General features: G+C 68.1%; 25 protein-coding genes and 4 tRNA genes. 9 read left to right on the top strand and 20 right to left on the bottom strand.

Annotation, left to right across the window (positions count from 1 at the left end):
* Positions 1–2: 2 nt before the first annotated feature.
* Positions 3–539 carry a DUF3000 domain-containing protein gene (locus QRN63_RS25575; protein WP_410506071.1) on the bottom strand — a complete coding sequence of 179 codons (537 nt, stop codon included), beginning with the start codon at positions 537–539 and terminating at the stop codon, positions 3–5.
* Positions 540–700: 161 nt separating this feature from the next.
* Here QRN63_RS25575 and hemE point away from each other — a divergent pair, with 161 nt between their 5' ends.
* The 3 genes from hemE to hemQ are packed head-to-tail and all read left to right on the top strand — an operon-like array spanning position 701 to position 3,817.
* Entirely contained in the window at positions 701–1,750 is a 1,050-nt protein-coding gene (gene hemE / locus QRN63_RS25570) for a uroporphyrinogen decarboxylase (protein WP_267317139.1), read from the top strand.
* An 8-nt stretch (positions 1,751–1,758) separates the two neighbouring features.
* Positions 1,759–3,111: a protoporphyrinogen oxidase gene (locus tag QRN63_RS25565; RefSeq protein WP_285033700.1), complete on the top strand. Its 1,353-nt coding sequence runs from the start codon at positions 1,759–1,761 to the stop codon at positions 3,109–3,111.
* Positions 3,112–3,115: 4 nt separating this feature from the next.
* Complete coding sequence (gene hemQ, locus QRN63_RS25560; protein ID WP_267317141.1) at positions 3,116–3,817, top strand: hydrogen peroxide-dependent heme synthase; 702 nt, start codon at positions 3,116–3,118, stop codon at positions 3,815–3,817.
* A gap of 16 nt (positions 3,818–3,833) precedes the next feature.
* On the opposite strand, the gene QRN63_RS25555 is transcribed toward hemQ, so the two are convergent.
* Genes QRN63_RS25555 through QRN63_RS25525 form a run of 7 tightly spaced genes read right to left on the bottom strand, consistent with a single transcriptional unit; the run spans position 3,834 to position 10,910 of the window.
* Positions 3,834–4,280 (bottom strand): DUF1003 domain-containing protein, encoded by a 447-nt coding sequence (locus QRN63_RS25555; RefSeq protein WP_285033699.1) that lies wholly within the window; start codon positions 4,278–4,280, stop codon positions 3,834–3,836.
* Between the two features lie 27 nt (positions 4,281–4,307).
* Positions 4,308–5,687, bottom strand: a complete 1,380-nt coding sequence (locus QRN63_RS25550; protein ID WP_285033698.1) for a DUF2252 domain-containing protein — start codon at positions 5,685–5,687, stop codon at positions 4,308–4,310.
* Entirely contained in the window at positions 5,687–6,766 is a 1,080-nt protein-coding gene (locus tag QRN63_RS25545; protein ID WP_285033697.1) for a VIT1/CCC1 transporter family protein, read from the bottom strand. The genes QRN63_RS25550 and QRN63_RS25545 overlap by 1 nt, the downstream gene beginning before the upstream one ends.
* 3 nt (positions 6,767–6,769) lie before the next feature.
* Entirely contained in the window at positions 6,770–7,186 is a 417-nt protein-coding gene (msrB, locus tag QRN63_RS25540; protein ID WP_155904832.1) for a peptide-methionine (R)-S-oxide reductase MsrB, read from the bottom strand.
* Positions 7,183–8,466, bottom strand: coding sequence for an arabinofuranan 3-O-arabinosyltransferase (aftC, locus tag QRN63_RS25535; protein WP_267317145.1), 1,284 nt, complete (start codon positions 8,464–8,466; stop codon positions 7,183–7,185). The genes msrB and aftC overlap by 4 nt, the downstream gene beginning before the upstream one ends.
* A 35-nt stretch (positions 8,467–8,501) precedes the next feature.
* Entirely contained in the window at positions 8,502–10,073 is a 1,572-nt protein-coding gene (locus tag QRN63_RS25530) for an alpha/beta fold hydrolase (RefSeq protein ID WP_285033696.1), read from the bottom strand.
* A gap of 36 nt (positions 10,074–10,109) precedes the next feature.
* Positions 10,110–10,910, bottom strand: coding sequence for a pyrimidine reductase family protein (locus QRN63_RS25525; protein WP_267317147.1), 801 nt, complete (start codon positions 10,908–10,910; stop codon positions 10,110–10,112).
* 25 nt (positions 10,911–10,935) lie between these two features.
* Here QRN63_RS25525 and zapE point away from each other — a divergent pair, with 25 nt between their 5' ends.
* On the top strand, positions 10,936–11,979 hold the full coding sequence (gene zapE, locus QRN63_RS25520; protein WP_267317148.1) for a cell division protein ZapE: 1,044 nt from the start codon (positions 10,936–10,938) through the stop codon (positions 11,977–11,979).
* 72 nt (positions 11,980–12,051) lie between these two features.
* On the opposite strand, the gene QRN63_RS25515 is transcribed toward zapE, so the two are convergent.
* The 6 genes from QRN63_RS25515 to QRN63_RS25490 form a co-directional block, all read right to left on the bottom strand.
* Positions 12,052–12,582: a GNAT family N-acetyltransferase gene (locus QRN63_RS25515; protein ID WP_285033695.1), complete on the bottom strand. Its 531-nt coding sequence runs from the start codon at positions 12,580–12,582 to the stop codon at positions 12,052–12,054.
* Between the two features lie 79 nt (positions 12,583–12,661).
* Positions 12,662–13,210 carry a hypothetical protein gene (locus QRN63_RS25510; protein ID WP_267317150.1) on the bottom strand — a complete coding sequence of 183 codons (549 nt, stop codon included), beginning with the start codon at positions 13,208–13,210 and terminating at the stop codon, positions 12,662–12,664.
* A 102-nt stretch (positions 13,211–13,312) separates the two neighbouring features.
* A complete protein-coding gene (locus tag QRN63_RS25505; RefSeq protein WP_285033694.1) occupies positions 13,313–14,092 on the bottom strand; it encodes a Clp protease N-terminal domain-containing protein in 780 nt (259 codons plus the stop codon).
* A 51-nt stretch (positions 14,093–14,143) separates the two neighbouring features.
* Positions 14,144–14,797 (bottom strand): DedA family protein, encoded by a 654-nt coding sequence (locus QRN63_RS25500; RefSeq protein ID WP_267317152.1) that lies wholly within the window; start codon positions 14,795–14,797, stop codon positions 14,144–14,146.
* Positions 14,798–14,815: 18 nt separating this feature from the next.
* Positions 14,816–15,337, bottom strand: a complete 522-nt coding sequence (locus QRN63_RS25495; protein WP_285033693.1) for an Rv1352/Rv1906c domain-containing protein — start codon at positions 15,335–15,337, stop codon at positions 14,816–14,818.
* A 110-nt stretch (positions 15,338–15,447) separates the two neighbouring features.
* Positions 15,448–15,783: a hypothetical protein gene (locus QRN63_RS25490; RefSeq protein ID WP_267317154.1), complete on the bottom strand. Its 336-nt coding sequence runs from the start codon at positions 15,781–15,783 to the stop codon at positions 15,448–15,450.
* Positions 15,784–16,313: 530 nt separating this feature from the next.
* On the opposite strand from QRN63_RS25490, the gene QRN63_RS25485 reads away from it, so the two are divergent.
* From QRN63_RS25485 to QRN63_RS25475, 3 genes are read left to right on the top strand one after another with little or no spacing between them, the layout of a single operon-like run.
* The gene (locus QRN63_RS25485) at positions 16,314–16,910 is read left to right on the top strand and encodes a TetR/AcrR family transcriptional regulator (protein ID WP_285033692.1); all 597 of its coding nucleotides are present in this window, start codon (positions 16,314–16,316) and stop codon (positions 16,908–16,910) included.
* On the top strand, positions 16,907–17,386 hold the full coding sequence (locus tag QRN63_RS25480; RefSeq protein WP_285033691.1) for a DUF6653 family protein: 480 nt from the start codon (positions 16,907–16,909) through the stop codon (positions 17,384–17,386). Before QRN63_RS25485 ends, QRN63_RS25480 begins: the two co-directional genes overlap by 4 nt.
* Positions 17,387–17,445: 59 nt before the next feature.
* Entirely contained in the window at positions 17,446–17,658 is a 213-nt protein-coding gene (locus QRN63_RS25475) for a three-helix bundle dimerization domain-containing protein (RefSeq protein ID WP_285033690.1), read from the top strand.
* Here the strand turns inward: QRN63_RS25475 and QRN63_RS25470 are convergent, their stop codons facing one another.
* From QRN63_RS25470 to QRN63_RS25455, 4 genes are all read right to left on the bottom strand, one after another.
* On the bottom strand, positions 17,659–17,850 hold the full coding sequence (locus QRN63_RS25470; protein ID WP_020101794.1) for an excalibur calcium-binding domain-containing protein: 192 nt from the start codon (positions 17,848–17,850) through the stop codon (positions 17,659–17,661).
* Positions 17,851–18,055: 205 nt separating this feature from the next.
* Positions 18,056–18,130 (bottom strand) — tRNA-Val (locus QRN63_RS25465).
* A gap of 14 nt (positions 18,131–18,144) precedes the next feature.
* Positions 18,145–18,218, bottom strand: a tRNA-Cys gene (locus QRN63_RS25460).
* A 28-nt stretch (positions 18,219–18,246) separates the two neighbouring features.
* A tRNA-Gly gene (locus QRN63_RS25455) sits at positions 18,247–18,319 on the bottom strand.
* 290 nt (positions 18,320–18,609) lie between these two features.
* Here QRN63_RS25455 and QRN63_RS25450 point away from each other — a divergent pair.
* Positions 18,610–18,684: transfer RNA gene (locus QRN63_RS25450), tRNA-Val, on the top strand.
* A gap of 13 nt (positions 18,685–18,697) precedes the next feature.
* Here QRN63_RS25450 and QRN63_RS25445 read toward each other — a convergent pair.
* Positions 18,698–19,435, bottom strand: a complete 738-nt coding sequence (locus QRN63_RS25445; protein ID WP_285033689.1) for a GNAT family N-acetyltransferase — start codon at positions 19,433–19,435, stop codon at positions 18,698–18,700.
* Between the two features lie 155 nt (positions 19,436–19,590).
* Here QRN63_RS25445 and QRN63_RS25440 point away from each other — a divergent pair, with 155 nt between their 5' ends.
* Positions 19,591–21,036: a PPE family protein gene (locus QRN63_RS25440; RefSeq protein WP_285033688.1), complete on the top strand. Its 1,446-nt coding sequence runs from the start codon at positions 19,591–19,593 to the stop codon at positions 21,034–21,036.
* Here the strand turns inward: QRN63_RS25440 and QRN63_RS25435 are convergent.
* Positions 21,033–22,430 (bottom strand): type II NADH:quinone oxidoreductase NdhA, encoded by a 1,398-nt coding sequence (locus tag QRN63_RS25435; protein ID WP_267317160.1) that lies wholly within the window; start codon positions 22,428–22,430, stop codon positions 21,033–21,035. The genes QRN63_RS25440 and QRN63_RS25435 overlap by 4 nt on opposite strands.
* Between the last annotated feature and the right edge of the window lie 108 nt (positions 22,431–22,538).

Genomic DNA, 22,538 nt, shown 5'->3' with positions numbered 1-22,538 from the left:
GGTCACGCGCGCGTGCGCGAACCCAGATCGGTCACGCCGGCAGGCGGCAGTCCGGCGGCGTGCTCGAGCACCTCGCAGAAGGCCTGCACGTGCGGTCCCAGCTCGAGTGACGTCGCGGTCCACGACGCCCGCAGCTCCAGCTGGTGCGCGCGCGGCGGGCCGGAGATGTCGCCGTAGCGGACGGATGTCGTCGCGGTGACGGTGCCGCCGAGCGCGGTGACGCCGTCGGCGTGCGACTCGAGCGCGTCGACCAGCCAGCTCCACGCCACCTCGGGCAGCAACGGGTCGACGGCCTCGGTGGAGTCCAGATCGGCCTGGATGTAGGCGACGAGACGCATGGTGCCGTCCCAGGCTTCAGCACCTTCGGGATCGTGCAGCAGGATCAGACGTCCGAAGGCGTCGCCCTCCGAGCTTTCCGGGACGACGGAGGTGTCGGGATGACGCACCTCTGCGCCGAGCGCGTAGCTGAAGGGAGCCAGCCGCTGCGGCGGACGGATCGGGCCGAGTTCGATCTCCTGGCGCACGGTGGCGGCGTTCATTGCCGCAACAGCAGTGCGGAACTGGGCCGGCTCGGCGGAGGTCACATTCTGGGACGCTAGCCCGATCTGGCCGGTCGCGTAAGCAGGCGCGCCGATAGCCCGACATTTGGCTGCCCGACAGGGTATAAGCGGCCGATGTGGACATGGCAGCATTAGCAGTGATGAGCACCCGTCGTGAACTGCCGCATGCGCCCTATCTGGCTGCCGCCACCGGCCGCACCCCGGACCGGACCCCGGTGTGGATGATGCGGCAGGCGGGCCGGTCCCTGCCCGAGTACCGCGCCCTGCGCGCCACCCACACCATGCTCTCGGCGTGTTTCAACCCCGAGTTGGTCTGCGAGATCACCATGCAGCCGGTGCGCCGCCACGGCGTCGACGCTGCCATCTTGTTCTCGGACATCGTGGTGCCGCTCAAGGCCGCCGGGATCGATCTGGACATCGTGCCGGATGTCGGGCCGGTGATCGCCCACCCGATCCGCACCCCGGACGATGTCGAGGGCATCAAGCCGCTCGAGCCCCATCAGGTGGCGCCGGTCGCGGAGGCCATCGGCCTGCTCACCAAGGAACTGGGTGACGTGCCGCTGATCGGTTTCGCCGGCGCGCCGTTCACACTCGCTTCGTACCTGGTGGAGGGCGGCCCGAGCCGGAACCACGAGAAGACCAAGGCCATGATGCTCGGCGAGTCCGCGACGTGGCACGACCTGATGGACAAGCTGACCGACCTCACCATCGAGTTCCTGCGCGCGCAGCTGGCCGCCGGCGTCGACGCGATCCAGCTGTTCGACTCCTGGGCCGGCACCCTGTCGCTCGCGGACTACCGCGACTACGTGCTGCCGCACAGCTCCCGCATCTTCGCGTCGCTGAAAGACGAAGGCGTGCCGATGACGCACTTCGGCGTCGGCACCGCCGAGCTCCTGGGGGCCATGGGCGAAGCCGGCGCGACGGTCGTCGGCGTGGACTGGCGCACCAACCTCGTCGACGCCGCGGGCCGGGTCGGTCCGGGCAAGGCCCTGCAGGGCAACCTCGATCCGGTCGTGCTGCTGGCCGGCTGGCGCGTGGTCGACGACGCCGTCCGCCAGGTGGTCGCGGACGGGCGCCGCGCCGTCGCTGCCGGTGCCGCCGGGCACATCTTCAACCTCGGCCACGGGGTGTTGCCGTCGACCGATCCCGGTGTGGTCACCGAAGCGGTGGCGCTGGCCCACTCGTTGTGAGTCGGTAGATGAGCAAGACGTATGGCGTTGTCGGCGGCGGCATTTCGGGTCTGGTTGCGGCGTACCGGTTGCGCCAGGCAGAGCCGTCGGCGCGCATCACCGTCTTCGACCCGGCGGACCGGCTGGGTGGCGTGCTCCGTACCGAACGGCTCGCCGGCCAGATCCTCGACGTCGGCGCCGAGGCCTTCGTGGCCCGTCGGCCCGAGGTCACATCGCTGCTGAAAGAACTGGGCCTGCGCCAGCTCGGCACCACCGGCGTCCGCCCGCTGATCTTCAGCGGCGGCCGCCTGCACCCCATGCCCAAGGGCACCATGCAAGGCATCCCCGGACCCGGCGCCAACCTGCGCGGACTCGTCGACGACGCGACGCTCGCCCAGATCGCGAGCGAGCCGACCCGGCCCCTGCCCTGGCAGCTCGATGCCGACCCGACCGTCGCGCAACTGGTCGGCGACCGGTTCGGCAACCAGGTGGTGACCCGGTCGGTCGATCCGCTGCTGGCCGGCGTCTACGCCGGTTCGGCGAAGACCATCGGCATCCGTAGCGCGGTCCCGGCATTGGCCGCCGCGCTGGACCGCGGTGCCCCGAGCCTGACGGCCGCGGTCGCCGCGGTGCTGGCCGCGGCGCCGCCTACGACCGCGTCGGTGTTCGGCGCGGTCGACGGCGGGTACGCGGTCCTGATCGACGAACTGGTCCGGCGGACCGGTGCCCAGTGGGCCCAGGTCGGGATCGAGGGGCTGGCTCCGGTGGGCTGCGGCTGGCAGCTGCGTGACGACGAGGGCAAGCACTGGTCGGCCGACGCTGTGGTGCTGGCGCTTCCGGCGCCGCGCGTGGCCAAGCTGCTCGAGAACGTCGCACCGGGCAGCGCGGCCATGGCGCGGTTGATCCCGATCGCCTCGGCCGCGGTGGTCGCACTCGCGCTGCCGGGCGGGACCCCGCTGCCGCAGCAGTCCGGTGTCCTGATGGCCGCGGGAGAAGCGTTGCACTCCAAGGCGATCACCCTCACCTCGCGCAAGTGGGGGCGCGGCGGCAACGTCGAGCTGGTGCGGTTGTCGTACGGCCGGTTCGGTGACGATCTGGCCCGCAACGTCGGCGACGACCGGCTGCTGGCGTGGTCGCTGGAAGACCTGCGGGCACTGTTCGGGATCACCGCCGAGCCGGTGGACTACCTGGTGCAGCGCTGGATCGACGCCATGCCGCAGTACGGTCCGGGGCACCTCGAACTGGTCGACGAGCTGCGGGCGGGGCTGCCCTCGGGGCTGGCCGTCGCGGGTGGATATCTGGACGGCATCGGGGTGCCGGCGTGTGTGGCGTCCGGAACCCGGGCGGCCCAAGAGGTACTCGGTACCCGCGTGGCACGATAGAGCCATGGCCAAGCTCGACTACGACGCCCTCAACGCGGTGACCCGGTACATGATGATCTCGGTCTTCGCCGTGCAGCCGGACGAGCTGCCGGCGGACGAGAAGTCGCGGGCCGCCATCGCCGCGGATACCGCTGCCTACCTCAAGAAGCGAGAGGACGCGGGCGTCGTGGTCCGCGGGCTGTACGACGTCGCCGGCTTCCGGGCCGACGCCGACTTCATGATGTGGACCCACGCCGAGCGTGTCGAGGACTTGCAGGCCACCTACACCGGCTTCCGGCGCACCGCCCTGGGTGCCGCAACCGAACCGGTGTGGAGTGTCGTCGCCCTGCACCGTCCCGCCGAGTTCAACAAGAGCCACCTGCCGGCGTTCATCGCGGGCGAGGATCCCGGCGACTACGTCTGCGTCTACCCGTTCGTGCGTTCGTTGGACTGGTACCTGCTGCCCGACGAGGACCGCCGCCGGATGCTCGTCGAGCACGGCATGGCCGGCCGTGAGTACCCCGATGTCCGCGCCAACACCGTGCCGGCCTTCTCGCTGGGCGACTACGAGTGGATTCTCGCGTTCGAAGGCCCGGACCTGGCCCGCATCGTCGAGCTGATGTGGAAGCTGCGCTACACCGACGCCCGTCGCCACGTCCGCGAGGAGACGCCGTTCTTCACCGGTCCGCGGGTCGGCATCGAGCAGCTGGTCGCGAACCTGCCGTAGCCCGGAGCTGGCAGGTCTAACTCGGGCCGTCGCCTGTCGCCATGATTCGGCGGTGCAATTCCGTTGTGAGCGTGTGGATTTGGCGGGTCAGATCGGTGTTGGTCCGGAGTTCGAGTTCCTGCGTCTCGAAGTCGTGATCGGCCTTGACGTGCTGGAATTCGGCCTGCCGGTTCTGCCCGATCATCACGAACGTCGACAGGAAGATGGCCTCGAGGGAGACCATGAGGGTCAGTGTGGGCCACGGGTTGCGTTCGAAGAAGATCATCCACGCCGCGAACAACACGGCATGGATGTAGACGAAGCTCATCGAACCCGCGAAGGCGGTGATCCGGTCTGCCACCCGTAGTTGCAGGCTCTGATTGCGCTTGATCGCCTGCTGGATGACGACGGGGTGATGGCTGGTTGTTCCGTCCCGCAGCCGGCGCTGGATCAGTTGAGCGAGGTCCTCGTGAGGGCGGTCCATGCGCCAATTGTCCACGACGGCAGCGGGTCAGAGGTCGGACTCTGCGGTGACCCGTCCGGCAGTGACGGCGGCGCGCAACGCCGCGTAGTCACGTGCGTTCTGGTCCGCGTAGGCCTCCGCGAAGCGGGCCAATGCCGTATCGGCGGCGTCGCTGCTCCCGAGGTAGGCGGCGATCGCGATGCGGTCGCCGGTGCGGGAGTGGGCCCGGGCCAACGCGTGGGCGCAGGCGCGTCCGTAGTCGGCCAGCAGCTTCGGGCTCGACGTCTGCACCGACACGGCGCCCTTCCAGTCGTGCAACTGACGGACGTAGTAGTCCGCCTCGTAGCCGTCCGGCCCGACGGCGTGCAGCCAGCCCAGCAGAATGTCGCTGCTGGCCTGCATCAGCCGCTGTCCCACTGAAACCCGTTGGGCGGCATTCGAATACGGGCTGGGTCCGAGGAAGCGCTCCAGGACGGAAGGTTGGGCCTCCTTCATCTGCAGCAACAACGGGTCGTCGCTGTCGCGCCCGGTCAGCAACACGATCCACGCCCGCAGACCGACACTGCCGACGCCGACGACCTTGCGCGCCATCGTCACGTACTGGAAGCGGTCGACGAGGACCCGCCTGCTGTCCTCGAGGCTGTCGCGGTAGCGCTGCATGAACGGCGTCATCTGCTGCTCGTATTGACGGGCCTGGTCGGCGCCGACGAGTTCCTCGATGGGCACCACGAGTGGTGGACGGCTGATGAGCCTGCTCTGGCCGTCGACCGTCTCGGTCAGTTTCGCGACGGCCTGGAGACTGTCGTGTGCACGGGCCTTGGCCGCGGTCTGCTGGATCTCGCGGGCGAACTTGGTGTCGACGCTGTTCTGCAGTTCCGCGTCCACGGTCGTCTGGGTGTACCACGCCTCCAGTTCGCCCATCCCGGCCAGTTCCTGCATACGGGTGCGGTAGCCGTTGACGCAGCTGCGAACCACCTCCGCGCGGTCCTCGGCTTGAAAGCCGTTGTCCCGTCCGGCGATTGCCAGACTCGCCACCAGGCGCTTGATGTCCCATTCCCAGGGGCCGGGCAGGGTTTCGTCGAAGTCGTTGACGTCGAAGATCAGATTGCGTTCGGGCGAGCCGAACAGGCCGAAGTTGCACAGGTGGGCGTCGCCGCACAGTTGCGCTGCCAGCCCGGTGTGCGGGCCCGCCGCCAGATCAGACGCCATGATCAGGGCCGCACCGCGGTAGAACGCCAGCGCCGAGGTCAGCATCCGGCCGTATCGGATCGGGACGAGCTCGGCGATCCGCGAGGTGGCCTGCGATTCCAGCAGGGCCACCGGGTCGGGGCGGTCGGCGGTGAGGTGGACGTCGGCCAAGGCGGACCGGGGCAGCCGGTCGCGGGCGGCCCGGCCGGCGTCGCGGCGTTGCTGCACGGACTGGTCCATCAGCCGACCGCGGTCCCGAACAACAGGCCCAGTCCATAGGTCACCGCGGCGGCGCCATAGCCGATCATCAACTGGCGCAACGCCCGTCGGAGCGGCGGCCCGCCGGAGAGCAGGCCGACGACCATGCCCGTCGAGAGCAGCGCCAGCCCGACCAGGACCGCCGAGACAACGATGGCGGTGATGCCGGTGAGCCCGAACAGATACGGCAGCACCGGGATCAGCGCGCCGGATGCGAAGAACAGGAAGCTGGACACCGCGGCCCGCAATCCGGTGCCGACGGCTTCGTGGTGCTCGGTCGACACCTCGCCCAGCGGGGAGTCGGCCGGCGCGCCCGCCCGCAGGCTCGCGAATACGTTCGCGGCGCGCACGGCGGCATCCTCGGGGCTCATCCCGCGGGCCCGGTACACCAGCTCCAGTTCGTTGGCGTCGACGTCGAGCGCCCGTACCGCGGTGCCGGCGGTGGCGCTGGGTGTCGACGCCTCGAGCAGTTCGAGCTGCGAGTTGACCGACACGTACTCGCCGGCGCCCATCGACAGGGCTCCGGCGATCAGCCCGGCCAGCCCGGTGGCCAGAATCGTCGCGCTCGAGACCCCGGTGGCGCCGATGCCCAGGACCAGCGCCAGATTGCTGACCAGTCCGTCGTTGGCGCCGAAGACCGCGGCGCGGAAGCTGCCCGACAGCTGGTCGCGGCCCCGGCTGGCGAGGGCGCGGACGACCTCGCCGTGGATACGTTCGTCGGCCGCCATGGTCGGCGTGGCGTCGACGTCGGTGTCGTACTCCGAGCGGGCTTCGGCTCGCTGCGCGAGCGCCAGCGTGAACACCGAGCCGAGATGACGGGCAAGAAAGCCCAGCAGCCGAGTCCGGATGTCGGGGCGGCGTGGCTTCCCGACCTGATCGCCCAGCAGCGTCAGCCAGTGCTTCTCGTGCCGGCCCTCCGCGGTGGCGAGTTCGAGCAGGATGTCGCGTTCGGCGCCTTGACGGCGCTGCGCCAGATCGCGGTAGACGGCAGCTTCGGCGCGTTCATTGGCCAGGTGCTGTCGCCACCGCCGCAACTGCGCGTCGGTGGGCTGCGCGACCACGTGTCAGCTCTCGGCCGGGACCAGGCGGAGCGAGATCGAGTTGATGCAGTAGCGCTGGTCGGTCGGGGTCGGGTAGCCCTCGCCCTCGAAGACGTGTCCGAGGTGGCTGTGGCAGTTGGCGCACAGCACCTCGACGCGGCGCATGCCGAGGCTGTTGTCGGCCCGCAGTATCACCGCGTCCGAGTCGGCCGGGTCGAAGAACGACGGCCAGCCGCAATGGGATTCGAACTTCTCGGTGCTGCGGAACAACTCGGCGCCGCAGGCCCGGCACTGGTAGACGCCCTCGGTCTTGGTGTCGGTGTACTCGCCGACGAAGGGGCGTTCCGTTCCGGCTTGGCGCAGCACATGGAATTCTTCGGGGGTCAGTTTCTCGCGCCACTGCGAATCGGAGAGTTCAACCTTGGGTGGCGGAATGCTCATGCGTTCACGCTACCTGCGGAAGCCCGTCCGGACTCGGCGTTGGACAACCACAACGGGTCGATGCCCTGGTCGAGCCGGCCGTCCTTCTTGGCGTCGAGGTAGCGGAAGTACAGCACGCAGAACACCACGACGAGCATCAGCGACCAGCCGTAGGTGATCTTGATGTACTCGAGGAACCGGCCGGTCGTCGGCCAGCGCCACATGAGCCAGCGGTCCATGGTGAGGAAGCCGTACACCGCGAGCCAGGCCGGCCAGCTGCGGATCGTCGACCGCGGCAGCACCACCGTCATCAGGAACGGGAACAGCATCATCGAGTAGTAACCCTGCGCCAGGGACAGCACGAGCCACGAGGTGATCAGCAGGACACCCGACGACGTCAGCATCCAGAACAGCTGGTCGCGCTCGCGGTAGTAGCGGTACAGCAGCCACAGGCTGGCCGCGGCCAGCAGCACGAAGGCGATGCGCAGCAGCATGATCAGCCACATCGGCAGGCCATAGTAGATGCCGTTCCCGAGTACCGAGCTGTTGAAGTAGTCGCGGGTCTGGAAGATGTACGGCACGGTGTTGCGCACGAATCCCATGGGGTCGGCCGACAGCGGCCAGGCCACGGCGTTGAAGACCAGCGGCACCGCGAGGGCGGCGACCAGGGCCCGCCACTGGCGGTTGAGCAGCGGCAGCAGCAGCAGGACGCCGAGCAGTGGCTTGAGCACCAGGGTCAGGCCGATGGCGGCGCCGGCCAGCCATTCATGGTTTTTCTTGCCATCCAGCAGCCAGGTGAAGAACAGCACCTCGGCCAGCAGGATGCAGCCGTTGACGTTGGTGAAAACCAGTGTGTTGGTGACCGATTCGGTGCAGTACATGGCCAGCAGGAGGGCGGGCAACGCCACCGACGTCAACGAGAACTTGAACAGCCGTACCAGAAGGCAGGCGGCGATGATGATCGCCACCGAGTTGACCGCGACGAACCAGAACCGCGACGCGAACTCCGGCAGGAAGCCGAACGGCGAGAGCAGCAGGGTGCCGCCGGGCGGGTACAGGTAGTGCGGATCGACGTAGTTGAAGTGCTCGTTGTAGATGGCCCAGTGCCGCCGGAAGTTCGACACCGCGCGGTACACCGGACCGAAGTCATCGGTGATGTAACCGTTGGTCGTCAGCACGTAGCTGCGGTGGATGATCGACACGATCGCGATGGGCCACAGGGCATTGCGAACGATATTCGCGGTGCTCTGCGGGCCGGTGCGGGGACCGAAGACGCTCAGGAGCGATAGAGGGCGCGTCACCACCGAACCCTATAACGGGGTGCCGGACGGGCCGCTCAGGCCGGGCAGAACGTGTCGGTCTCCGGCAGCTTGCCGGTGTTCAGGTAGCCCTGAACCGGCGGCAGGGCACACGCCGTCGTGTAGACGATGGTGCCGTGGCCGGTGCCCTGCCACATGACGCGCCGGCTGTTGTTGCCCGCGTTGATCGCCATCGCGGCCACCGCGGCGATGCCGTCGCCGCCGACGATCGCGTCGTTGTGGGTGCCCAGCAGCAGGATCGGCACCTTCAGCTCCTTGGGGGGCGCGGGCGACGGGCTGCTGGGCCAGCTCAGGCACGGTGCCAGGCTGAGCGCGCCGACGGCGCCGAACTGCGGGTACTTCTTGGGCCACGCCACGAGCAGTTCACGGACGCGGTCCGGCGTCGGCCGGTTGACGGAGTCGTCGCACCGGTTGACGAACTGCCCGTCGGTCTGGCGCGTCTCCTCGGCCGTCTTGCTCAGGGCGTTGAGCGCGGTGGCGTCGCCGCTGCGGGCCGCTGCCAGCGCACCGGCCAGCGCCATCGTGTTGGCGAGCCCGTCGCCGCGCGGGTAGCCCAGCGCCGTGGTGATCGACTCGAGCAGCCCGGCCGTCGAGGCGCCGCCGGCGCCGCGTCCGGCGCGGGCCTCGGCCAGCAGGCCGTCGATCGCGCCCTTCGGGTCCGGGCCCAGGGGGCAGTTGTTGGCGACGCACTGCGCGGCGAACGCGTCGAGTGCCGCCTGCTGGCCCTTGACCCGCTGCTCGGCCGTGGCTTCCGCCGAGATGCCCAGCGGCAAGGGGGAGTCCAGCACCAGTCGGGCGACCTTGGTGGGGTGCGACGCCGCGTAGGCCAGGGCGATCTGGGCGCCGTTGCCGATGCCGAGGACGGCCAGCGCGGGCACGTCCCAGGTGCTGCGCAGCCGCTCCAGGTCCTCGGCCGAATGCGCGTTGTCGTAGGCCGACTCGCCCGGGGCGATGCTGTCGGTGCAGTCGGTGGTGGCCGAGGTGGCGACCTTCGCGAGGTTGGCCACCTGGTCGTCGCCCGACAGGAACTGGGCCTGGTCCAGCAGGTCCTGGCGATCATTGCTCGACACACAGCTCAGCGGCCCGGACATGCCCATGCCGCGGCGGTCGACGGCCACGACGGGGCGGGTCTTCAACAGGTCGACACCGCCGCGCTGCAGCCACACCGGCAGCTGGTGCGACGTCGGGATGTCGGATCCGGTGGTCATGACGATCGGTCCGGCGTCGGCGGGGGTCGTGGCCAGGCGGGCCCGCACCACACCGATGCTGACGGTCCCGGCGGAGCCGCCCAGGGAATCGAGGTCGGCGTCGTAGTCGGAGCAGTCCAGGATGACGCCCGGCACGGCGGGCACCGTCGCGTCACCGAACACCCGGGACGTGCATTCATGCCACGTCAGATCCTTCTTCGGCACGGCGATCGGCGGCGGGCCTTCGGGTGCCTTGGACGTGGTCGCCGCGCCCTGCGGGCGGGCACCGGAGTCGGTGACGTACCGGGGGTTGGCGGCCAGCAGCGGGGCGCATCCTGCCACGACCGTCGACAGCACCACGGTCGACAGGCTCAGGGCCGGGAGCAGCAGGCGGCGACGCATGGCCACCACAGTAGCGATGCCGATGCTGCGGACCTGTCAGCGGACGTAGCGCGTGTACAGGTAGCCCGCGGTGTCGGTGAGCACGTGGCTGCGGCGCAGCCGGGTGTGTGCCTCGCCGGGACCCGAGGCGATCCGTCGGGCGAATCCGCCGACCAGGATGGGCGCGATGGTCACGCACATCTCATCGATCAGATCTTCCTCGATCAGCATGTTCAGCACCGACGGTCCGCCTTCGGTCAGCACCCGGCGCAGTCCGCGCTCGCCGAGGATGCGCAGCACGACGTGCGGGTCGACCCGGTCGGGCGCGGTGCCGGAGGCGTCGATGACCTCGGCGAGCCCGGTGAACCGGCGGCAGGTGTCGTCGATGCTGTCGCGGCTGGTGAGGATCAGCGGCGGCACCTCGGTGCGGGTGAAGAACTTGGCGTCGTGCGGAATGTCGGCGCTGTGCGTGATCACCGCGATGGGCGGCACCTCGGCCTGACCGCGGAGCTGACGGGCCTGGCGTTGTGGCGCGGACATCTGGGCACCGGAGTAATTCTCGATGCGCACGGTCGCCGCACCGACCAGGATGACGTCGGCCTGCTGGCGCATGTAGCCGAACAGCGCCCGGTCCCCGGGGCCGGCCAGGCCACCGGCGCGGCCGTCGTCGGTGGCGCCGCCGTCCAGGCTGGAGATCATGTTGGCCCGCACCCACGGCCGGTCCAGTTCCGCGGGGTAGCTGTAGAACGGCGCCAGCAGCGTGTCGTCGCCGGTCTCCGGGTCGGCCGGGAAGGCAGCGCCTACCGCGCTGAGCTCTGTGAGCTGCGTCGCAGCGTCGGGATCGGACACATGGATCATTGCAACACGCCGCTATGGTTCCTTAATGCCTGGGGCCAGCCAAGTCGCGCACCTGACCGATCGTCATCCGACCGTCACGCCGGAGAGACTGATCGCCGAACTGGTTCCGCCGCCCACATTCGCCGACGTCAGCTTTGACTCCTACCGGCCCGATCCGAATGAGCCGTCGCAGGCCGCTGCGGTGGTCTCGGCGCGCAAGTTCTGCGAGGACGCGATCCGCCAGCGGGCCGGCAAGAAGAAGTTGTTCGGCAAGCGGGAAGCACTGCCCGGGGTCGGTATGTACCTCGACGGCGGCTTCGGTGTCGGTAAGACCCACCTCCTGGCGTCGACCTACTACACCCTGGCCGGCGCGAACGCGGGCCCCGCCGCGTTCGCCACGTTCGGTGAGCTGACGCAGCTGGCCGGCGTCTTCGGCTTCACCGAGTGCATCGACCTGCTGTCCGACTATGTGGTGGTCTGCATCGACGAGTTCGAGCTCGACGATCCGGGCAACACCACGCTGATCTCCCGGCTGCTCTCGGCGCTCGTGGAGCGCGGTGTGTCGATCGCCGCGACGTCGAACACGCTGCCCGAACAGCTGGGTGAGGGCCGCTTCGCCGCGCAGGACTTCCTGCGGGAGATCAATACGCTGTCGAGCATTTTCACCACCGTCCGCGTCGAAGGCCCCGACTACCGGCAGCGGGCCCTGCCGTCGGCTCCGGTGCCGCCGTCGGACGACGACGTGCGGTCCTGGGCGGTCGGCGTCGAAGGTGCCACGCTCGACGAGTTCGACGCCCTGTGCGCGCACCTGGCGACCATGCACCCGTCGCGCTATCACGCGCTGATCGAAGGCGTACAGCAGGTTTTCATCACCGGTGTGCACATGGTCTACGACCAGGCCGTCGCGCTGCGGCTGGTATCGCTGATCGACCGGCTCTACGACGCGGGCATCCCCGTCGTGGCGTCGGGGGAGAAGATGAACACCGTGTTCAGCGAGGAGATGCTGGCCGGCGGCTTCCGCAAGAAGTACCTGCGTGCCACGTCCCGCCTGCTCGCGCTGACCCACGAGGGCACCCAGCTCCACGCCTGAGTTCTCTCGCGAGCAGACGTGAAAACCCCCAAATTCACATGATTTTGGGGGTTTTCACGTCTGCTCGGCGAGCTAAAGGGGGCGCACCAGGACGTAATCACTCTCGGTCCGCTCACCGAGCTGAAACGTCTTGGTACCGCCGACCTCGAACCCGTGCTTGCGGTAAAAGCGTTGGGCGCGTTCGTTTTCCTGGTTGACGCCCAGCCATACGCAGCGGGCGCCGAGGTCCCGGGCGAACCTGACGGACGTCTCCATGAGCAGGGCGGCAACCTTGCCGCCGTGGACGTCGGGCAGCACGTAGCACTTGGACAACTCGACAGCCGGTCGCTCCGGCACGGCACGTTGCACGTCGGCGTCGTCGGCCACGCCGCGAATCAGCATGGTGTAACCCAGGATCCGCGTGTCGTCGTGCGCGACGAACACCGCACGATCGGGATCGCGCAGGTATTCGTCGAAACGATCGGCGGACAGATTGGCGGCGATGAAGGCCGCGATGTTCTCCGTCGTCGACGACGGCGGGCACGCCAGCGGGAACGTGGCGGCGGCCACGTCGGCGAGTTCGGCGACATCCTCGGCCTGTGCCTGCCGCACCTGCACCGTCATCGAGATCTCCTTGTCCGCGAATACAAAACTGCCCCTGTCCACGCGGGGCAGGGGCAGTTTATATCCGGTCGCCGGGGCCTCAGGGCAGCTGATCGCCCGGCTGCCAGATGTTCCACTGCGCGAGGTGGACGCCGGTCGCCGGGTTGAGCATGACCACGTTGGTCACCAGGCCGCGGTAGACGTCCCAGTAGACGACACCGTCGACAGTGGCGCCCGCGGGCGCGCTCAGCAGCTTGAGTTCCAGGGCGTTGGGGTCGTCGGTGTGCTTGGACACGTAGGCGTCGGCGTAGGGCGTGACGCCGCTGAAGGTGACCCCGGTGGCCATCCAGTGGGGGTTGGGAGTGGAGATGACGTGCACGGTGACGTCGGCTTTCCAGGGGCCGCCCTGGTTGCGCCAGCGCGGCGAACCGTTCCAGGTCCAGCCCGGCGGCTCGTCCGACGGCAGCACGTTGTGGACGGTGACGTCGGCGACGAGGCCCTTGTAGTCGACGTGGAGGGTCTGGCCGAGGTTGCCGATGCTCGTCTCGGCCGCTGCCGAGGGCGCCAGCGTGGCCGCCAGCAGCGTCAACGCACCGAGCAAACCCGCCAGCCAGCGGTAGGTCCTGTTGCCGTTCACGCCCGTGCTCATCGCGTCCTCTCAGTTATGACTGCATCGCATGATGGCACACCGCCATCACGGCCTCCCCGGAATGGAGCAGATCTGGGCCACTTCGTCCCTGTCAGTGGACACTCACGCCGGCCCGGATTTTTCCCCGGCCGACTGCTGGGCGGCGACGAAGTCGGTGAGCATCTTCTCGAGTTCGGTTTCGAGGCGGCCTTTGTCGACGCCGAGCCGGTGCAACGGTCCGTCGGCGCCCTCGGATTCGAGCAGCGCCAGCAGGATGTGTTCGGTCCCGATGTAGTTGTGCCCCAACCGAAGTGCTTCGCGGAAGGTCAGTTCCAGCACCTTCTTGGCGGCGCCGTCGAACGGGATCAGGGCCTTGGGTTCGGCGGTGCCGACGGGGACGGCGGCGGCGGTGCGGATCTGGTCGGCGGTGACGCCCTGATTGCCCAGCAGGACCATGGCCAGTGATCCCGGGTCGGTGAGCAGTCCGAGCAGGAGATGGTCGGGGGTGATCTCGGTGCTGCGTGAGGTGTGCGCGGCCTGCTGGGCCTCGACGACAGCGGTGCGGGCACGCGGGGTGAACCGGCTGAATCCGTCCTTGGGATCCATGGTGTCGAACCGGGGTTCCTTGGGGACGAAGCGCTTCTGGGCGGCCTGCTTGGTGACGCCCATGCTGCTGCCGATGTCGGTCCACGACGCCCCCGAACGGCGGGCCTGGTCGACGAAGTGGCCGATGAGGTGGTCGGCGATGTCGCCGAGATGTTCGGCGGCGAGCATCGCGTCGGTGAGTTGGTCGAGCGGTTCGGTGTGCACCTTCTTGATCGCCTCGATGAGGTCGTCGAGGCGGACGGTGCCGGCAATCGGATTGGGTGTCGAGGTGTGTGCGGATTCAGCAGATGTAGCCATGCGTCAACGGTAGGTTGACGCATGGCATTCGTCAACCGCAAGTTGACGCCGCTATGACTGGCGCAGGGTGTCCCAGTCGTGTTCGGTTTCCAGTTGCTCGATCGCCTTGGCGGTGCGTTCCTTCAGCACAATCGTCACGGTCAGGGCGATCAGGCCACCGACCAGCAGCGCGACCCAGGAGAACCGAGCCAACCACTTCTCGGCGGCCACGCCCAGGTAATAGACGACGGCCGTGGTGCCGCAGGCCCACACGATGCCGCCGGCGGCGTTGGCGGCCAGGAAGCGCGTGTAGTGCATCTTGAGGGCCCCGGCCAGCGGCCCGGCGAAGATGCGCAGCAGCGCGACGAAACGGCCGAAGAACACGGCCCAGACGCCCCAGCGGCTGAAGAGCCGGCGGGCGAGTGCGACGTGACCCGGCCCGAAGTGCTTGGGGAACCGGCGGCCCAGGCGCTCGAACAACGACATGCCGAAACGGCGGCCGATGCTGTATCCGATCGAGTCGCCGATGATGGCGCCGGCGGCAGCGGACAGTCCGACGCCCAGGGGGTCGATGTCGAGCGTGTGCCGGGACGACATGACGGCGGCCGTGACCAGAATGATCTCGCCGGGCAGCGGGATGCCCAGGCTCTCGAGCCCGATCACGAACCCGACCACGAGATACACCGCCAGCGGCGGGATCGATTGCAGCAGCGCGTCGACGTCCATGCCGCTAAGGATGCACTACTACGGCGTGGCCGGCGGTGCGGGCGGCGCTGCAGGTGCCGGGGCGGGGGCAGGGGCGCCGCCGCCTCCGCCGAGGGTGCCGAGAATCGCGATCGCGGCGCGGGCCTGCGGGGAGATGTTGGGCCCCGGTCCGGTGGAGTCCGGTGCGGCATCGGTGACGTGCCACGGCTGGCAGCCGCTGGTCTTGAAGGCCTTGTCGGTCTCATCGATGAGCACGACCTGGGGCTTGGCGGTCATGGCGCTGTCGATGACGTTGTTCTTGGCGTGCGGGTCCGCGTTGTTCATCCGGCGCCAGTAGCAGCGCTTGTCGCCGACCGGTCCGGCCGTGGCGTAGGTGCCGGGCGCGATGTCCTTGCCGACGATGTACAGCCCGTCGGCGTCGATGCTGGTCTTCAGGCCTCCGGCGGGGGCCGCGGGGCCCGGGGGAGCAGGCGTGGGGTCGGCCACGGCAACCGCCGCCGATGCGCCCCAGCTCACCACTGCCAGTGCCGCGGCAGCGGCGATCGACGTCTTTGAGCTCATGAGGTCAAAGTTTAGCTCTTCTAGCTATGTGCGTGGGGCGCATAGTGGTGGAGAAAACAGAGCAGGGCGTGGGCCGCCTCGGCCCACGCCCTGCTCTGTGTGTTCGCGAATCAGTGCTGCGGTGCGAAGACGCCGCCGACGAGGCCGACGAGCTGCTGGGTGGCGAAGGTGCCCAGCTGGCCCGCGCCCTGCTCGTAGTAGGTGCCCGCGGTGCCGGCCTGCTGGTTGTAGTAGGTGCCGGCCTGGCCGAGGGCCTGCTCGTTTTGCGTGCCGAACGTGCCGATGGCGTGGTTCAGCTGGGTGCCGAACTGGCCGATCGCCTGGATCGGGTTCGGCGGCGGCGGGGTCGGGGCGGCCGAAGCGGCGCCGGCGCCGGCGAGCGCGACGATCGCGGCGCCTCCAGCCAGGGCGATCGATCCTGCGATGCGAGTGGTGATGTTAGCCATGATTGGTGTCCCTCCTGGAGCGAAACTCGCTTACAGCAAACATTTGTAGTCCACATTCGAGCGTTGTGCAACCAATTGAGCGAACTTTGCGGAAATGTTCACGTAACAGATTCTGGTTTGCTGACGGAAACGAGCGAGTTCCACGTCCTGGTGACTGCTGGGGCAGGTGTGGCGGCGCCACGGTGTGTTCGACCCGGCCTTGGCGGGGTCGCCGACGAGTTATTTGAACTGGGCTGATGCCTATCTCGTTCCAGCTGTTGGGTGGGCGGGCCGCCGACCGTTGCCCGAGGCTGCGGACATGGCATTACTCAATTAGCTGCGTGGAAGGTCAACATCGCCCGATGGCTATTGATGACACCCTGCTGAGCTAGTTTATCGACGCTCGGCAGTAAATCGTTACGCACCGGGTGAGGCAAATCCTCCGGTGTTCACTGTGCCTACGCCTTCGGGGCTGGTGAATGCTGGAATGCCCTCGCGGCGCCCATGGCAAACGCGTAGGCTATGACTGTCTGACTAAAGGAGTCATAGCTATGGCCGTGGCGTTCACTTCCGACGATAGGGAGCGCATTGCGCGCGTCCTCGTCCATACGGCCGAGCGACTGTTCGCCGCACAGGGCTTGAAGAAGACGTCGCTCGATGAACTCGTCCAGCCGGCGGGGATCGCCAAGGGCAGCTTCTATGCGTTCTTCGACTCGAAGGAGTCGCTCTATCTCGAGGTGATGCTGCGGCGCGCGCCCCTGGTGGGTGCCCGGCTCGCCGAGGTGCTGGGTCGGCCCGTCGATGAGGAGAACCTCGTCGCCGTCCTGCGCGCCATCACCGATGTGCTCGTCAACGATCCGTTCTATCGGCGGCTGCTGACACATGCGGACGAGCTGACGGCGGTCAACCGCCGCGTCGGGCCCGAGCAACTCGCGCGCGTCATGCCCGAGGTCGTCAGCCCGATGCTGGACTACCTCGCGGCCGGCCAGCGGGCCTGCGTCCTGGTCGACGACATTGCGCCGGAGACCCTGCTGGGTGTCATGCGGTCAGTCGGGCTGGTGGTGATGAACCGCGACCGGTTCGGCGCCGACTACGAGGACGTCCTCGAGGCCACCATCCGAACGCTGGCGAGGGGAATGCTGCGATGAAGCTCTTGGACAAATACGCCCGCGCCGCCGGCATGAGCGACGAGGCCTGGCGGCGCCACGCCAACCCGTGGAGCGTATGGACACGATTCGCGGCCATCCCGCTGATGGTGCTGGCGATCTGGAGCCGCGTCTGGATCGGCTGGTGGGCGCTGGCGCCCGTCGGCGTCGTCGTCCTGTGGCTGTGGTGGAACCCGCATGCGTTCGCGCCCGTCGACAAGCCGGTCGCCTGGTCCTCCCGAGGCATCTACGGCGAACGGCTGTGGCTGCAGGACCGATCGCGCGTGCCGGCGGGTTTCGCTGTCGTCCAAAGAATTTGGGCCGTGGGCGCGATCGCCGGCGCCGGGCTGCTGACGTGGGGGCTCGGCGCGCTGCTCATCTGGCCGACGGTATTCGGCGCCGTCCTCGTGGTGTACGGGCAGTTGTGGCGGATCGACCGGCTGGGCATCTTCTACGACGAGGTGACCGCCGGTCGGTGACCGGACTCTCTTGCCCCGTTCCGGCCTCGCGCAGGGGAGCGCTGCGCGAGAATGGGGCGATGCGCGAGTTCAGTGAAGAGCGAGCGATCGGCGAAGTCGTGGCACGCCTGACGGCGCGCTATCCGGCACTCGATCCCACGCTGATCGCCGCGTCGGTGCGGCAAGCGCACGAAGCCTTCACGTCGTGCACGGTGCGGGATTTCGTGCCCCTGCTGGTGGAGCGGCACGTCCGCGAAGAACTCGATGAAGGCCTGCGCGCCACCGCGGTCTGATCAGCCTTCGCAGGCGATGCCGTCGCCGTCGCGGTCCTGGGACGCCTTGTAGTCGGGGTCACCCTGCGGGATGTTGTACCGACCGTCGGCGTGGGCTGCCGAGCAGTTCTTGTATCCCGATGCCTGCGCGGCGGGTGCGATGGCCACACCGGCAGAAGTGATCAGGGCAGCAACGATCAACGCACGCAACATTTCGACCTCGGAGAGTTAGCTCGGCTCGGCAATATGCCGATATTGCGAGCTGGACGCTACCGCCATCTCCAGTGGTCTGTACGCAGATTCGGCAAGAAACCGCGCATCGGTACGAATATATTGCGGATTGCTGGACGAGAGAGTTCTTGGCTCCGTGAGGCAATAAGAAAGGCCCGGTTCGAAAACCGGGCCTGTCGTCAAACTGTGGTGCGCGATACTGGGATTGAACCAGTGACCTCTTCCGTGTCAGGGAAGCGCTCTCCCGCTGAGCTAATCGCGCCGGGTTGAAACTTGTGGAGGTGGAGACGGGAATCGAACCCGTGTGCACGGCTTTGCAGGCCGTTGCCTCACCACTCGGCCACTCCACCACTGGGGCTGATGCCATTCGCACCTTCGAGCGGATGACGGGATTCGAACCCGCGACCCTCACCTTGGCAAGGTGATGCGCTACCAACTGCGCTACATCCGCGTTTCGCTTCGGTTGAACTTTGTTCGTCCGTTGCGATGCAAGACATTAGTGCACGAATGCGAGCAGATACAAATCGCGTGAAAACCGCTGGTAAACGGGCTGGTTCGGGCAGGTGACCGAGTCCTGGCCGGTGTTTCAGGCGTTGTGTCGTGTGACTCCTGAGGCGGCGCGGGGGTGGGTCTGGGCGCCCGGCGCGGGTGCGTCCTGGTGCCGGCGGGGCGCGATTCCCGTTCGGGTCGTGGGACGTGTTAGTGTCTGTCGTCGCACCGATCCGGTCGGTGAGATTCCCCGGTCTCGTAGCTCAGGGGGAGAGCGTCCGCCTCACACGCGGAAGGTCACTGGTTCGATCCCAGTCGGGACCACCACACAAGCCCGCCGTCACGCATCATCGGGCATGACGACTTCCCACTGTCCGAACAGCTGCAAACCCAGGCTTGCCGCCAGCTTGTTCGAGGCGGCATTGTCCAGCTGGCATCGGTATTGCGGCTCATATCCTTCGGTGAGCGCGTAGCGAAACATTGCGCGCACCAACGTCTTTGCATGCCCGCGGCCGCGTGCAGCGCTGGTGGTGAGCACTCCGAGATCGGCCAACGGATACTCGTCGTCCCACGGATACATGCTGCCGATGCTGACGAGGCGCCCATGTTCGTCGAACGCGCCGAACACCGCCCAGTGGTCGAGCTCGACGTACGCGTTGTCCCAGTCTTGTTCGGGCACAGTCGCTTTGAACGAGGCAAAGAGTTCGGCGTCGTCGTCGGTGAGCGGGCGCACGTTGGGCGATCCGACGTCGTCGAGGATGTCCGCCGCTGCTGGTTCTGAGAGATAGAACACATTGTCGGCGCCGTTGAGCACGACATCCTGGGTTGCCAAGGCGGCCCGTATGCCGGCCTCTGTCGGATTGCCGAGTGCGGCAATGTCTTTGGTCAGTGCATCCGAGACAGCGGGACTCACGGTGATTGCGACCGGTTCGTCGTCTACCGATCGCAGGATGGCGACGCGTTCGTCGTGATCGAGATCGGGGTTGACGGTGATCGTCAGATGTTCGTTGCTGTGCAACGTTTTCCCGCTGAATACGGCGCTCCAGTAGTCGGTGATGACCGGCGAGAAGTCGGACATGGATGCACTCCTGGGCGCTGGCGGGTGGACCTGGGTAGGTCGCATCTTCCAGAGCCACCACCCGATCGGCAACGCATTTTCTCGGGCCGGGGCACCCGCCTGCTACCTTAATGAATATAGTTTTCATTATCGTTAACGGGGCGAGGGGATGCGCGATGGCAATGCCGGTGTGGATGGCGTCGCCGCCGGAGGTGCATTCGGCATTGCTCAGCAGCGGCCCGGGCCCGGGGCCACTGCTCGCGGCCGCCGCCCAATGGTCGTCGCTCGGCGCGACCTACACGGCGGTCGCCGAAGAGCTTCGCGCCGTCCTGACTGCAACGCACCTGGGAGCGTGGCAGGGCCCGACCGCCGAGAGGTACGCGGCCGCACACGTTCCGTATCTGGAGTGGTTGATCCAGAGCGGCCTGGAAAGCACTGCCCGCGCGGCTCAGCATGAGGCTGTCGCAGGGGCATACAGTGCCGCTCTCGCCATCATGCCGACACTCGCCGAGCTGGCTGCCAACCACGCCGCGCAGGCCGCGTTGGTGGCCACAAACTTCTTCGGTATCAACACAATTCCGATCGCGGTGACCGAGGCCGACTACGTCCGCATGTGGGTGCAGGCCGCCACCGCGATGGCGACATACGAAGCCGTGTCCGACGTGGCGATGACGTCCGCGACGCACTCCACACCTGCGCCCTCGATCGTGGCGCACGACGACCACGGTCATGACCACGATCACGGGCATGATCACGGCCACGGCCACGGCGATCTGGATCCGACCGATCTGGAGTGGTGGTTCGACGTCGGCGCCGAGATGGGCGAGCACCTCCGACTGCTGTGGAACAACCTGCTGACCGATCCGGCCGCGCTGCTGACCAACCTGCCGATGGTGTTGGCGGACGTGACTTTCCATGCCTCCCAGCTGGCTTCGGTGCTCGGACAGTTCGCCCCGGCGTTGATCCAGCCGGCGTTGGGGCTGGCGATCGCCAACCTCGGCTGGGTGGCCGGGCTCGCGGGACTGGCCGGTATCCAGGTGTCCCCGGAAGCCGTTGGCGCCGAGCCATTTCCCGCGGCGCAGGAACCGTCCACCCCGGCTGCCGCAGCGGCCCCCGCGCCCAGCCCGGCGTCGACGGCGGCAGCCCCGGCTTCTGCGCCGGCAGGTGCGGCTGCATCTGCAGCGACCGGCACGGTCCCGTCGCCCGCTCCGACACCCACGTCTCCACCGCCCGTCGCAGACCCCGGGTTCCCGTACGCCGTCGGCGACGGTTCGGGCATCGGCGCGAGCGCCTGGCTTCAGCGTCAGACGCGTGCCGACGCGGCCGCGTCGGCACGGGTGTCGACGCCTGCCCGAGAAGCCGCGGCTGCCGCGGCGGCGGCCCGGCAGGCGCGCCGGCGCCGGGGTCGCCGCAAGCGTGAAGGTGACGCTGTCGAATACATGGACCTCGACGTCGCCCCGGAGTGGGAATCCGGCGCTTCGGACAGCGGCGCCGGCCCCATGGGGTTCACCGGAGCCGTATCGAGCGCGGGCGCGAGGCCGGCGGGTTTGACGGCGGTGTCCGGCGACGGGACGCGGGCGCCGATGCTGCCGAGCACCTGGAGCCCCGACGAGAAGCGTTAGGCGGACTCGTTCTTCTCGACCTTGTCGGCCGCGGCCAACGCGTTCAGCTGGTTCTGTAGCAGCTGCATCGAGGTGCGTGCGTAGATCATCTGGCTGGTGATCGCCATCTGCGCGCGCCCGCGGCCCAGGAAGGTGACGAACCAGGTGAACAGCGTCGTCACCCGGTTCTTGTAGCCGACCAGATAGACCAGGTGCAGCACCAGCCACGACAGCCACGCGAGCGGCCCGGCGAATTCCAGTTTCTTGTTGGTCAACGGCACCGGTACCTGCGCGACGGCGTCGAACCGTGACACCGTCGCCATGCTGCCCTTGTCCCAGTACTTGAAGGGTTCGCGGTTGGCTGGGTCGTCCTGGCCGGCCAGAGACCGCTTGATGATGTCGGCGGCGTAGGTGGCGCCCTGGATCGCGCCCTGGGCCATGCCCGGCACCCCCGGGACGGCCATCAGGTCACCGATGACGAACACGTTCGGGTGCCCTTTGACCGTGAGGTCGGGTTCGACCAGGACGCGGCCGGCCCGGTCGGTCTGGCTGCCGTCGGACTGCTCGGCGATGAGCTTGCCCAGCGGGCTCGCCTGCACGCCGGCCGACCACACCTTGCAGGCGCAGTCGATGCGGCGCTCGGTGCCGTCCTTGTCCTTGACGGTGATGCCCTTGTAGTCGACGTCGCTGACCATCGCGTTGAGCTGGATCTCGACGCCGAGCTTTTCCAGGCGTTTCTGCGCCTTGGCGCCGAGCTTGGGACCCATCGGGGGCAGCACCGCGGGCGCGGCGTCCAGCAGGATCACGCGGCAGTCCTCGGGTTTGATGCTGCGGAACGCTCCGGCCAGGGTGCGTTCGGCCAGCTCGGCGATCTGCCCGGCCAATTCGACGCCGGTTGGCCCGGCGCCGACGACGACGAACGTCAGCCGCCGTTCGCGTTCTGCCGGGTCGGTGACCACCTCGGCGGCCTCGAACGCGCCCAGGATGCGGCCGCGCAGTTCGAGGGCGTCGTCGATGGTCTTCATGCCCGGCGCGAACGTCGCGAAGTGGTCGTTGCCGAAGTAGGACTGCTGCGCGCCCGCCGCGACGATCAGGCTGTCGTACGGCGTCACGGTCACCTGCGACATGAGCTTGGAGGTGACGGTCTGCGCCTGCAGGTCGATGCCCTCGACCTCGCCGAGCCGGACCGTGACGTTCTTCTGCTTGCGCAGGACCAGCCGCGTCGTCGGGGCGATCTCGCCTTCGGACAGGATGCCGGTGGCGACCTGGTACAGCAACGGCTGGAAGAGGTGGGTCGTCGTGCGTGAGATCAAGGTGATGTCCACGTCGGCGCGTTTGAGGGCCTTGGCGGCCTGCAGGCCACCGAACCCCGATCCGATGACGACGACGCGGTGACGCTGGGACGCGATGGTCATGTGGCTCCTTCGGGCGCAACGTGGGACCGAACGACAGGGCAAACATACTGGGAGTTGGCGAACTATGGGCGGCAACGGGTTGACCTGCGGTGGAACGCCGTCGGCCGC

Origin of the sequence: Mycolicibacterium sp. lyk4-40-TYG-92 (assembly GCF_030209435.1) — a bacterium.
Taxonomy (GTDB): domain Bacteria; phylum Actinomycetota; class Actinomycetes; order Mycobacteriales; family Mycobacteriaceae; genus Mycobacterium.
This window is presented reverse-complemented; position numbering and strand designations above follow the sequence as displayed.

Coding starts and splice junctions, on each gene's coding strand:
- QRN63_RS25500 (WP_267317152.1), bottom strand. CDS start 14,797: ATGGACGTCGACGCGCTGCTGCAATCGATCCCGCCGCTGGCGGTGTAT.
- hemE (WP_267317139.1), top strand. CDS start 701: ATGAGCACCCGTCGTGAACTGCCGCATGCGCCCTATCTGGCTGCCGCC.
- QRN63_RS25575 (WP_410506071.1), bottom strand. CDS start 539: ATGAACGCCGCCACCGTGCGCCAGGAGATCGAACTCGGCCCGATCCGT.
- QRN63_RS25495 (WP_285033693.1), bottom strand. CDS start 15,337: ATGAGCTCAAAGACGTCGATCGCCGCTGCCGCGGCACTGGCAGTGGTG.
- QRN63_RS25515 (WP_285033695.1), bottom strand. CDS start 12,582: ATGACGGTGCAGGTGCGGCAGGCACAGGCCGAGGATGTCGCCGAACTC.
- QRN63_RS25445 (WP_285033689.1), bottom strand. CDS start 19,435: ATGTCCGACTTCTCGCCGGTCATCACCGACTACTGGAGCGCCGTATTC.
- QRN63_RS25440 (WP_285033688.1), top strand. CDS start 19,591: ATGGCAATGCCGGTGTGGATGGCGTCGCCGCCGGAGGTGCATTCGGCA.
- QRN63_RS25530 (WP_285033696.1), bottom strand. CDS start 10,073: ATGCGTCGCCGCCTGCTGCTCCCGGCCCTGAGCCTGTCGACCGTGGTG.
- QRN63_RS25485 (WP_285033692.1), top strand. CDS start 16,314: ATGGCCGTGGCGTTCACTTCCGACGATAGGGAGCGCATTGCGCGCGTC.
- QRN63_RS25510 (WP_267317150.1), bottom strand. CDS start 13,210: ATGAGCACGGGCGTGAACGGCAACAGGACCTACCGCTGGCTGGCGGGT.
- QRN63_RS25475 (WP_285033690.1), top strand. CDS start 17,446: ATGCGCGAGTTCAGTGAAGAGCGAGCGATCGGCGAAGTCGTGGCACGC.
- QRN63_RS25505 (WP_285033694.1), bottom strand. CDS start 14,092: ATGGCTACATCTGCTGAATCCGCACACACCTCGACACCCAATCCGATT.
- hemQ (WP_267317141.1), top strand. CDS start 3,116: ATGGCCAAGCTCGACTACGACGCCCTCAACGCGGTGACCCGGTACATG.
- QRN63_RS25470 (WP_020101794.1), bottom strand. CDS start 17,850: ATGTTGCGTGCGTTGATCGTTGCTGCCCTGATCACTTCTGCCGGTGTG.
- QRN63_RS25565 (WP_285033700.1), top strand. CDS start 1,759: ATGAGCAAGACGTATGGCGTTGTCGGCGGCGGCATTTCGGGTCTGGTT.
- zapE (WP_267317148.1), top strand. CDS start 10,936: ATGCCTGGGGCCAGCCAAGTCGCGCACCTGACCGATCGTCATCCGACC.
- QRN63_RS25525 (WP_267317147.1), bottom strand. CDS start 10,910: ATGATCCATGTGTCCGATCCCGACGCTGCGACGCAGCTCACAGAGCTC.
- QRN63_RS25550 (WP_285033698.1), bottom strand. CDS start 5,687: ATGGACCAGTCCGTGCAGCAACGCCGCGACGCCGGCCGGGCCGCCCGC.
- QRN63_RS25555 (WP_285033699.1), bottom strand. CDS start 4,280: ATGGACCGCCCTCACGAGGACCTCGCTCAACTGATCCAGCGCCGGCTG.
- QRN63_RS25480 (WP_285033691.1), top strand. CDS start 16,907: ATGAAGCTCTTGGACAAATACGCCCGCGCCGCCGGCATGAGCGACGAG.
- QRN63_RS25435 (WP_267317160.1), bottom strand. CDS start 22,430: ATGACCATCGCGTCCCAGCGTCACCGCGTCGTCGTCATCGGATCGGGG.
- QRN63_RS25490 (WP_267317154.1), bottom strand. CDS start 15,783: ATGGCTAACATCACCACTCGCATCGCAGGATCGATCGCCCTGGCTGGA.
- msrB (WP_155904832.1), bottom strand. CDS start 7,186: ATGAGCATTCCGCCACCCAAGGTTGAACTCTCCGATTCGCAGTGGCGC.